General features: G+C 46.2%; 10 protein-coding genes. 7 read left to right on the top strand and 3 right to left on the bottom strand.

Annotated features, from left to right (window positions below; translation table 11 throughout):
- Nucleotides 1–4 precede the first annotated feature (4 nt).
- Nucleotides 5–298: a DNA-directed RNA polymerase subunit omega gene (locus DYD21_RS19235; RefSeq protein ID WP_116038641.1), complete on the top strand. Its 294-nt coding sequence runs from the start codon at nt 5–7 to the stop codon at nt 296–298.
- A complete protein-coding gene (coaBC, locus tag DYD21_RS19240; RefSeq protein ID WP_116038642.1) occupies nt 298–1,497 on the top strand; it encodes a bifunctional phosphopantothenoylcysteine decarboxylase/phosphopantothenate--cysteine ligase CoaBC in 1,200 nt (399 codons plus the stop codon). The genes DYD21_RS19235 and coaBC overlap by 1 nt, the downstream gene beginning before the upstream one ends.
- 65 nt (nt 1,498–1,562) lie before the next feature.
- On the opposite strand, the gene DYD21_RS19245 is transcribed toward coaBC, so the two are convergent.
- The 3 genes from DYD21_RS19245 to DYD21_RS19255 form a co-directional block, all read right to left on the bottom strand.
- Entirely contained in the window at nt 1,563–1,991 is a 429-nt protein-coding gene (locus DYD21_RS19245) for a hypothetical protein (RefSeq protein WP_116038656.1), read from the bottom strand.
- 152 nt (nt 1,992–2,143) lie between these two features.
- Nucleotides 2,144–3,625, bottom strand: coding sequence for an NAD(P)/FAD-dependent oxidoreductase (locus DYD21_RS19250; RefSeq protein WP_116038643.1), 1,482 nt, complete (start codon nt 3,623–3,625; stop codon nt 2,144–2,146).
- Nucleotides 3,612–3,962, bottom strand: a complete 351-nt coding sequence (locus DYD21_RS19255) for a hypothetical protein (protein ID WP_116038644.1) — start codon at nt 3,960–3,962, stop codon at nt 3,612–3,614. Before DYD21_RS19255 ends, DYD21_RS19250 begins: the two co-directional genes overlap by 14 nt.
- A 187-nt stretch (nt 3,963–4,149) precedes the next feature.
- Here DYD21_RS19255 and DYD21_RS19260 point away from each other — a divergent pair, with 187 nt between their 5' ends.
- The 5 genes from DYD21_RS19260 (at nt 4,150) to DYD21_RS19280 (ending at nt 10,878) form a co-directional block, all read left to right on the top strand.
- Nucleotides 4,150–4,455, top strand: coding sequence for a hypothetical protein (locus DYD21_RS19260; RefSeq protein WP_116038645.1), 306 nt, complete (start codon nt 4,150–4,152; stop codon nt 4,453–4,455).
- Between the two features lie 148 nt (nt 4,456–4,603).
- Entirely contained in the window at nt 4,604–5,308 is a 705-nt protein-coding gene (locus DYD21_RS19265; RefSeq protein ID WP_116038646.1) for a hypothetical protein, read from the top strand.
- Nucleotides 5,309–5,481: 173 nt separating this feature from the next.
- The gene (locus DYD21_RS19270) at nt 5,482–7,737 is read left to right on the top strand and encodes a TonB-dependent receptor (protein ID WP_116038647.1); all 2,256 of its coding nucleotides are present in this window, start codon (nt 5,482–5,484) and stop codon (nt 7,735–7,737) included.
- A gap of 141 nt (nt 7,738–7,878) precedes the next feature.
- Nucleotides 7,879–9,057, top strand: coding sequence for an MFS transporter (locus DYD21_RS19275; protein WP_147303651.1), 1,179 nt, complete (start codon nt 7,879–7,881; stop codon nt 9,055–9,057).
- A 228-nt stretch (nt 9,058–9,285) separates the two neighbouring features.
- Nucleotides 9,286–10,878 carry an amidohydrolase family protein gene (locus DYD21_RS19280; RefSeq protein ID WP_116038649.1) on the top strand — a complete coding sequence of 531 codons (1,593 nt, stop codon included), beginning with the start codon at nt 9,286–9,288 and terminating at the stop codon, nt 10,876–10,878.
- Nucleotides 10,879–11,084 lie beyond the last annotated feature (206 nt).

The following is an 11,084-nucleotide window of genomic DNA, read 5'->3' on the forward strand; positions in this document are numbered from 1 at the left end:
CAACATGCCTATACAGACATTAGATTTAGATAAGCTGGGTGATGAAGACGGCAACAAGTATGAGAAAATTGTGATTGTCTCTAAACGGGCAAGACAAATTGCCGCCCAGGAAAAACTGGAACTCGATGAGAGATTAAAATATTTCGAAGGATTTGAAGACGAAGACGAATTCACGTTCAACGAAGAGCAGGAACAGATATCAAAATCTTTCGAAAAACTGCCCCACGCCACCCAGCGTGCTGTTAACGAAATGAAGGCCGGAAAAACAACCTACCGATATCCGGAAACTGACCTCTGATGCTATCCGGTAAACGGATCATATTAGGTGTAACGGGCGGAATTGCCGCCTATAAATCGGCCTACTTACTACGAGAATTTCAAAAAGCGGGAGCTGAAATCAGGGTCACCATGACCCCGTCGGCTACCCGCTTTGTTGGTTCTGAGACCTTTTCTGCGCTCAGCCGCAATCCCGTTGCCGTGGATGTCTTCAGTGGCGATCAGCCGGATGACGATTGGACGAAACACATTCACTGGGGCGAATGGGCCGACCTTTTCATTATCGCTCCTTGTACGGCAAATACTCTTTCCAAAATTGTACATGGCGGTTCGGATAACATGCTTACGGCAACCGTTTTAGCCGCTCGCTGCCCGATATTAATCTGTCCGACTATGGATGGTGAGATGTATGAAAGTCCCGCTGTATCTGATAACCTAAAAAAAGCGGCACAGATGGGTTACCACATTCTGGAACCCGAAACCGGATATCTTGCCAGCGGACTTGAAGCCAAAGGACGGCTGCCGGAATTATCTGAAATACTCCATCAGGCAGATGAAATAATTGAAAAAAACCGCGCAAAAGGTCCTCTTTCCGGGAAGAAAGTGCTTGTCACGGCCGGACCAACACGCGAGTATATTGATCCAGTGCGATTCATCTCAAATCCAAGTTCAGGAAAAATGGGTGTTGCGATGGCAGATGCCGCCGTCCGTTTGGGAGGTGAGGTAAGGCTGCTCAAAGGCCCGGTTCATATCAAACCGGATGAACGGATGAACACAGAATCGTTTATGAGTGCAGCTGATCTATTTGAAAAAGTTAAACATCATGCCGATGCTGATGTGATCATCATGGCCGCTGCCGTTTCCGACTTTACACCGGCTGAAAGGTCCGATCAAAAAGTAAAAAAAGAGAGTGCATCCGATACCATCTCCCTAAATAAAACAACTGATATTCTTCAGTGGTTGGGCGAACGAAAACCGGGTGGACAGACACTGATCGGGTTTGCAATGGAAACTGAGAACCTGAAGCAGAACGCGCAGAAAAAACTCCAGGATAAAAACAGCGACTGGATTTGCGCGAATGATCTTGGCGGAAAAGATGCTGGTTTCGAATCAGACTCCAATACCATTCACCTGATCGGGAAAGAGTCTCAGAAAACATTCCAGGGCACTAAAAAACAGATCGCCCTACAAATCTTAAGAGAAATTTTTCAAAAGCCGTAAGTCCTGAGAATTTTAAAAATTCAACACTCACAACTAAAAACTCAGAACTGAAAACCCCTTCCCTCCTACGGCCAAACTTGCCATGGAATTCGGGAGATAATAAAAATCAAACCGAGAGCGTAAAAGAGAATCACTGTTTTATAACGGCGTGCATCATCGCCGGGATTTTTCGCCTTGATATACCCGATCGATATAAGTACAATGCCTAAGATCATCATCAGAGGGTGTTCGAGAACGTAGAGCCGCGAGAGACTATCCCCCATCACATCACCTGAAAAATTTGTAATTCCCAGTGGTGATATCAAATAGAGGACAATTCCAACCAGCAGCTGAAGATGTGCCGCGATGAAACCAATCAATGCAACTTTTCGCGCACTTTCAGTGAATTGTTTTTTTCTTCCAAACTGGATAATTGCGTAAACCAGTGAAAAAATGATGGCAGCGAGAAGGACATAAGCCAGTACCGAGTGCAGATGTTTAAATCCGGTGTACATAAATACTTGAATTGGGCAGCCGGCTGTTGTAAATCCAGACGGCAACATTAAAATTTTGCTGAGTGATAAATATCTACTTTCCCGTGGCGTAAAACAAACGGAATCAGTTGCTTTTCAAAATCGTACAGTGAGCAATTCTACACCTTTAACTCTTATACAATGCGATCCGGATCACTATAATCTGGAATTTCACCCCTGTAACCGAAAATTCGTTTGATCCATTTCACCAGCGTTTCTGTCTGATTTCTGATATACCACTGATCAGCTGCACGCCTTGCACCAAGCCCGTAGCTTGGATAGGGATGAATCGTATCGGCAAAACCACGCAACGAAACCCCATTTCGCATGGCAAGTGCATATTGCGAAATCATCTCTCCGGCATGAGCGCCTGTGATCGATACGCCCAGAATTTTTCCGCTCCATTTTTTTGCAAATACCTTGATCAGGCCGGTCGTTTTCCCATCAGTAATAGCGCGATCAATCTTTGAAAATGGGAATCGATAGACCTCAAACTTTTTTCCAGCCTGGCGTAATTCTTTCTCTGAGGCACCGAGCTGCGCAAGTTCCGGTTCGCAATAGGTAACCCTGGGCACATGTTTTGAATCGATCTTCATCGGAATTTTGATCAGGGCATTTGATGTCGCAACTTTGGCCATATGTTCGCTCATATGGGTAAACTGATACCGCCCGGTCACATCCCCAACGGCATAAATATGGCGCTTATTCGTGCGGCATTTATCATTCACAGTTACGCCGTTATCGCTATACTTCACGCCCGCACGATCGAGGCTCAGCGAATGAATATTGGCTTTACGTCCGGTTGCAAACAGAATTTTTTGAGCGGTTCGCTCGCTTTCTGAACCTTCCTTTTCCAGAATCACTGTTACACCCTCCGTGAATTTCCGAACCTCTTTCAACTGGCTGTTCAGGTAAAAATGTACTCCCTCCCCGGTGAGCTGATCCCTGACAATTTGTGTGAGTTCCGGGTCATCTCTTTTCAAAATCTCCGGTCCGCTATCGATTACTTCAACTTTTGTACCGAGCCGGGCAAATCCCTGCGACATTTCGATCCCCACCGGCCCTGCACCCACAATGATCAGCGATTCCGGAAGCTGATCGATTTCAAATAGTGATTCATTGGTGAGATATTCAATCTGATCCACTCCCTTCAGCTGCGGAACAAAAGCTTTTGCACCAGTACAGATGAAAATATATTTACCGGTAATCGTCTGCTCATCCCCATTTTTATGCGATACTATCAATGAATGATCATCTTCAAAACGGGCGGTCCCCTCTATCACATCAATTCCCATCGCTTCAAAAATTTTGGGATCGTCAGCATCACGGTACACTTCGCGACGAACCTCATCGATGTGCTGCATAATCCGTTTTGGATCCAGTTCTGACGAGCCTGACACAAACCCAAATGATTCCGCCTGTTTTGTTTCATACATCACGGAAGCCGCTTTGAGCAGGGTTTTACTGGGAATGCAGCCGGTCCATGTGCAGTCGCCACCAAGGCGTTCCATCTCAATCATGGCTGTTTTGGCGCCAAAATTTGCTGCTACGCCTACAGTTGTTAATCCTGCCGCACCACCGCCAATGACGATCGCATCGTACTCATATTTGCTCATGTTCACGCTCCGCTTCGGAGATCAATTTTATTTTGATTTTTCTATAGGTAGACCATCCTCCATACAAGATCATCCCTGCCACAATTCCATATATCCACCACGGAACATTTTCACCGGCAATCATCAGGTAGAGATAGGCAGATACAAAGAAAAAAAGAGTGCTGAAAGCGGGTAAAATTATCGAAAAACCCTTTCGATAATTTCGAATGAGCCATGCAACCGACAGTGTAAAAAATGGAATCGCGCCCACATAGATCGCACCAAAAATAATCGGGTTCACCCCGTATTGATTTCCGAGGTTCATAAACCAGCCATAGATCTGATCAAATAATTCCATACTAAATCATTCGTTTCATTCTATTTAATATCGTTAGATTCCACATTGGGTATCATTGACCATTTAAGGCTATCGTGTAAGCACTTCCTAATCTACTCCAAATAAACGAGAATCTTACACGTTTGAAAATAAGTATTGATAAGCCAGAACAAATTGGCTTATATTTGGGCTTAAACAAATTTACTACTTGAAAACAGATAACCGCTACATATCGTTTTTCTTATCTCTGCTGATTTCAGCAGGAATGTTCCTGGCTGCGGTTCATATTCACGATGATGCGCATTCTTATGTGGATGGATTTGACCATCACATAACCCAGGACATTAACGAATGTACAGTTTGTGCTTCACACTTCAAGTTTTCAGGAACACCTGACGCTGTTTCTCATACGATACTTTCCTCCGAAACAGTTACTCTCATTATTTTTGACCGTCATATTTCTGATCCCCTCAGAAATGTACATGAAGGTCGGGCTCCTCCCTATAAAAGCTGATTTTTACCCTTCTTTTTAATTTAAGAGCTAATTCTGCCCTTCCCGGCGAATAGCTGACCCTTTTTACCTAAACAGAATTCCTGTTGTGCGTTATCGCGTACACAGTGAATATTATTCATTAACCCCAAAATCAAACATAGAATCACGTATGTTGAAAACAATCAAACACACCACAACACTGTTCGCAGCACTCTTCTTCGGTGCGGCGCTATTCATCTCATGTGATACAACCAGCACGGATGATCATGATGAACATCTGGATGCAACCGGTTTTGTCATCGTTCAAAATAACGCTGAAATTGTACGCTATCAGAACAACGAGTATATCTGGAACCCAAGCGGTACATGGGACAGTTATTTCCGTGAAGGTAGTGATGGAATCGTAATCTCACCTGATGTAATAGAACTTAGTGAAGACAACCCCAGAGGAATGACACCATCCGTAACGATCCGCTGGATTGATGCAGACGGCGACGTTTTCGACCTGGATGACCTGTCTGAAGAAGAAGGCGGTGAATACTGGTTAGACTGGAGCTGGGATGCACCAAACACCCTCACCGAGGAGTGCTCTGATGAAGCCCGTGAAGATCTCGAAGCGCTCGACCAGATCCGACCCGCCAACCTGGAACAACACGGCAGTGATGGTGAATGGGGTTTCCATTTCCGCGCGGATCACGCCGGTCAGGGGCAGCTTACTTTTCGCCTGATGCATGGCCATGGCACCGAAGCGCATTCCGACTTCACTTCTCAGCCGATGACGGTTATCGTCCCACACGATGAACATAGCCTGATTGACGAGAACGGAATTTATATGCATACAAGAAGCAAGTGCAGAACCGACCGTCCGCGCTAATCTATCATATTTACAATAAACTGCCTCCGGTTAAAGCTTTTTACAACTCGGAGGCAGATTTATTCAGATTATCCATTCTATTTATTTTGCCTTTTACAACGTGCAGATAAAGGCTTTACATATCCGTTTATATTGGTAAGAATAAACCTCACAGTTTTTGAGTTGCATTTTTTATGATGAAGTTCCTAACCATTCCTTTTCTATTTCTTTTATTTTTTTCTGTATATCAAAACGCTGAGGCCAATGATGAAAGGTCGGGTGTTCTTTCAGGAATTGTGGTTGATATTGAAAGCAGCGAGCCGGTACCCTACGTATATCTGCACCTTGAAGAGATTAATCGGTCGTCTACTACAGACCGGGACGGCCGTTTTGAACTCCGGAATCTTCCGGCGGGTTCATACACCGTAAATATTCATCGCATCGGGTATACATCACAAAACCGAACGGTTGACATTCAGGCCGATGAACGAACTGAGATTTCATTTCAAATTACACCTACCGTGCTCTCCGGGCAGACCGTTGAGGTTGTAGGAGATGCCGAACAAACCGTGGGAGGTAATCTTGAGCACGCCTCCCTGAAAATTGTGGGAGACCGACTGCGGCGTGATCTCGACGTCACGCTTTCAGGAACACTGAGTAACCAGGCGGGGTTTTCCGAACGAAGCATGGGTGCTGCTCCCGGCCGGCCGGTGATGCGTGGCCTCGGTGACGAACGTGTTTTGATCCTGGAGGATGGCGGACGAACCGGGGATGTATCGTGGACTTCTTCCGATCATTCGGTCACGGTTGATCCATCTTCTGCCGATGAAATTGAAATCGCCCGGGGACCTGCTGCACTCGAACATGGTGCTGGTGCCATCGGTGGCGTGATTAACGTTGTGAGCAACAAAATCCCCAACAGCATTCCAACACGGACAACAGGAAACGTTTCATTTCAGGGAGCGAGCGTAAATAACGGTATGATGGGATCCGGATCCGTTAAAGTACCCTACCGGGATTTAGTTCTGAATGTTGATTTAAGCGGCCGAATTGGACAGGATTATAAAATTCCTGATGGCACACTAACCAACACGTCCATTCGCACAGCTGATAATGGGTTTGGCATCGGGTATATCCGTCCCTGGGGATACGCCGGATTATCCGGATCTGTATATTACAGCGAATACGGTATTCCTCCCGATCCCGAAGGTGGACATCCCGCTGGTGTGGATATTGAAATGTATAAATATCATACCGAAGGGCGTGCAGAAGTTCTTCTGAATAATCGATGGTTTAATCTGCTGGAAGCGCGCGGCTCGTTTATTCACTATCACCACGTTGAGCTTGAATCCAGCGGAGCAATTGGAACACAGTACGATATGGACACCACCACCGGTACTTTAAAACTCCGAAATAACGGGTGGGGATTTTTTAACGAAGGAGTGGTCGGAATCTGGGGCGAATTTGTGGACTATTCTGTATTTGGGTCCCGAACGCCAAACTCTAATTCTGTGAGCGGTGCATTTTTTGCCATCCAGGAAGCTGATATCGGTAATCTGCACCTCGAAGCCGGTCTTCGCCTGAATCATTTTACAGCCACACCTGAACGTGAACGCCCAAATTCTTTTATCGGGCATGTAAGGCAGCGGAACTTCACCGGACTGGAATCCTCAGCTTCTGCAATTTATAACCTTGGAAATGGATGGTACCTGGGATCTACTTTCATGCACTCCTGGCGCTCCCCAACATTAGAAGAGCTCTATTCGGAGGGACCCCATCTTGCTGCTTTTGCATATGAAGTGGGAAATCCCGACCTGGAAGCAGAGCGAGGACTGGGTTCCGAAATTTTTGCCCGCTATAAATCCGGTTCCGCATCGGTTGAACTGGCCACCTATTACAACTACTTTGGCAACTACCTTTACGCGCAAGATACCGGGCGGCCAAGTATTCCCCGTGGAGATCTCAACGAATTTAAATATATCGGCACGCAGGCAACGATGTACGGAGCCGAATTTTCTTCTGAAGTTCGCCTCATCAGAAATCTCGTTCTGGATGGAAATATCTCCTTTACCATTGGTGATAGAGTCGTTCCCGGGGAAGAGAGAGAAGCTGCAGGCTTAACGGAAGCGAATCAGCCACTGCCAATGATGCCCCCTGTAAAAGGGAATTTTGGGCTCCGCTACAGTTTTGATAATATAACACTTGGCACACGCATGAGAGCTGCCGCATCACAATCCCGGATTGGCGAAAATGAAACACCTACAGATGGATATGCCGTTTTTGATCTGAACGCACAATATCGCTTCGACTGGGGCGGAACGCTGCACACTTTTGCGCTGAACGGATCTAACCTTTTCAATACTGAATATTACAACCACCTCTCAAAAGTAAAAGATCTATTTCCCGAACCGGCCCGCAGCGTCAGCATTCTTTATCGGGTATATTTTTAGCTCCTCTACTTTAAATCATATACTTAAGGCTAAAATTAACACTTAAACTTCTCCCTGAATCACCCTATCATTCCAAATTGAAAAATTGTACTGAAACGGATATGTACAGAGTTCGGTTTTGTAATATTTTAACCTGAAATTTTGAGTTTGGAAGAGAATCAACAAACGCCGGTACTAAAAGATAAAAATCTCCATATTATTTTCGGGATCACCCTTAGCGCTGTAATGGGGGTGTCCAGTATTGCGCCGGCACTTCCGGTTATTTCGCGTGCCCTGGACGTTTCAACCGACCAGATCGGCCTGCTGATCACAGTATTTGCACTTCCCGGTATTCTACTCACTCCTTTTCTTGGTGTACTGGCTGACAGGTTTGGCCGTAAACGCATTTTAATCCCCTCCCTGCTGCTGTACGGAATCGCCGGTTCAGCCTGTGCCTTCACCACTTCTTTTGACCAGCTTTTGTGGCTGAGGTTTTTACAGGGATCCGGCAGTGCAGCACTCGGTGCCCTCAACATTACGCTGATCGGTGATCTTTTCCAGGGAAATCGTCGCGCCACAGCGATGGGGTACAATGGAAGCGTTCTGAGTGTAGGTACAGCGATTTATCCAGCTATTGGTGGATTCCTGGCAGCCTTCGCGTGGAACTATCCATTTCTACTGAGTGCACTCGCCATTCCGGTTGCTCTATTTGCGATGATCTACCTTGACCCGGTTCCCATATCCATGAATCTCGATATTGGTGAATATTTTCAAAAGATTAAAGACCGAATCTTCACCCGTCAGGTACTCAGCCTGTTCGCATGTGTGTTTCTTACGTTCACAATTCTTTATGGCGGCTACATCACATTTTTACCCATTTTTCTTGATGAAGATTTCGGTTTGAGCTCAACGATTATCGGTTTGATGCTCTCCGGGTCCTCGCTGATTACCGCCATAACGTCATCAAGGCTTGGAAAGCTAACCAAACACTTCAGCGAACTACATCTTATTCTCACCGGTGCCATACTTTATCTATTCATTTTTCTGAGTTTTCCCCTGATTACAAACGTTTGGTATATGGCGCTTCCGATTGCGGTTTTTGGTGTGGCCCAGGGAATTAATATTCCCAGTCTTCTGAATCTGCTCACGGGAAAGGCACCATCGGAATTTCGTGCGGCATTTCTGGCTGTCAACTGGGTTGTGATTCGTGCGGCACAGACCATAGCACCATTCTTGCTGGGGATTGTTTATCTATATACCGGAATTAGGGGAACTTTCTTTTTTACGGCGGGGGCTGCCCTGCTGTTTGTTGGAATTGCAGCAGTTTCGCTGAGGAGATAGTTAAAAAAATAAAACCCGGGAGTATCAGTCCCGGGTTTTCTGCTTTAGGTTTCAGCATAGGAGTGACTAAAACTAATCAATAGAGATAGATTAGCTAATGCTGTATAGACAAGAGTATCCAGATGGGCATTTGTTACAAAAAATTTCAATTATTTTTGAGATTTCTTTTTTTCGGGCCTTCGGTTTTGATATTATCGGTCAAATTACTCCATAACAGCCCAATTTTTTATGAAATCAGTTCAGCTACTTTTTCTTTTTCTTTCTGTATTATTATTCTCTGTTCCCGCTATTGCACAGATGCCGGATGCACCGGACCGCACGGAAGGTGAAGGTCCTTTCGAACGACTGATTTTGCGAGGCGGTACGATGATTGACGGCACTGGGTCACCCGCTGTTGGCCCCGTGGATATTGTAATCGAAGGAAATGAGATCGTGCGGATTCAAAATGTGGGGTATCCCGGTGTTCCCATCAACGAACAAAGACGTCCGCAAGCCGATTCAAATACCCGGGAAATTGATCTGGAGGGAATGTACATTCTTCCCGGTTTTTTTGATATGCACGCTCACACCGGCGGGAATGCACAGGGAACCGTTCCCGAATATGTCTACAAACTCTGGCTTGCGCACGGAATCACGTCCATACGAGAGCCCGGTTCATTTAACGGCTTCGACTGGACGATGCGCCACAAAGAGCGAAGTGATGCAAATGAAATTACCGCACCCAGAATCTTTCCATACATCGGGTTTGGGTCCGGAGCAGATGGCAGTATTCAAACACCGGAACAGGCTCGGGAATGGGTGCAAATGATTGCAGAGCGCGGTGCAATGGGTATTAAATTTTTCGGTGCCCGTCCCGAAATCTACGAAGCTACTCTCGATGAAGCGAATTCTCTCGGCATCGGCTCCATGGCTCATCACGCACAACCACGTGTTGTATATGCAAACGTTAGTCAAACTGCCGACATGGGACTCCGCGGAATGACCCACTGGTACGGCCTGCCGGAAGCGATGTTTGAGGATCGCGTTATCCAGGATTATCCGCTGGATTACAACTACAGCAACGAGCAGCACCGGTTTGAAGAAGCCGGAAGACTCTGGAAACAGGCCGCTGAACCCGGCAGTGAAACCTGGAACAATCTGATGGATAAACTGCTCGAAAAAGAGTTCGAGATCAATCCTACATTTACCATTTATGAAGCAAGCCGCGACCTGATGGCACAGCGCCGCGCAGAGTGGCACGAAAAGTATACCACTCCTTCCCTGTGGCAATTTTTTCAGCCGGACCGCCGTGCACACGGCTCCTATTGGTTTGATTGGGGAACCGAGCAGGAAGTAGCCTGGAAGGAGAACTATCGTATTTGGATGCAGTTCATCAATGAATACAAAAATCGGGGCGGACGTGTTACCCTCGGTTCCGATGCAGGATATATTTATAAACTCTACGGATTTGCCTATATCCAGGAGATGGAGATGTTCCGGGAAGCCGGTTTCCACCCTCTTGAAATCTTTCAGTCAGCCTCCATTAAAGCCGCCGAAGTTCTCGGGGTTGATGATCGCCTGGGCACAATCGAGGAGGGTAAACTCGCCGACCTAGTGATTGTGAGTGAAAATCCACAACAAAACCTGAAGGTACTCTATGGCACCGGTGCTATTCGTGTGAACGATCAGAACGAAGTTGAGCGTGTTGGCGGCGTGAGATATACGATAAAAGATGGAATTGTATTTGACGCCGTGCAGCTTCTGGAGGATGTGCGGAGAATAGTCGAGGAGTCGAAAGAGGAAAATGATTTCAAAATCACCCAGCCCGGACTGGATTATTGACACGAGACTGTTCAGAAAAGTTTGTCAAAACAGTTAAACTCAACTTAACATAGAATAATTGACACATGAAGAACAAAACTAACTTTGATTGGGATTCATTTGAATCCGATGCCATCAAGCGTTTGATGGATGGCGATGAACTGACCGGAGAAAACGGGATCCTAACGCCGTTGATCCAGCGGTTGCTTCAGGCAAGCTTGGATGGA

It is taken from the genome of Rhodohalobacter sp. SW132, from assembly GCF_003390325.1.
Lineage (GTDB): Bacteria > Bacteroidota > Rhodothermia > Balneolales > Balneolaceae > SW132.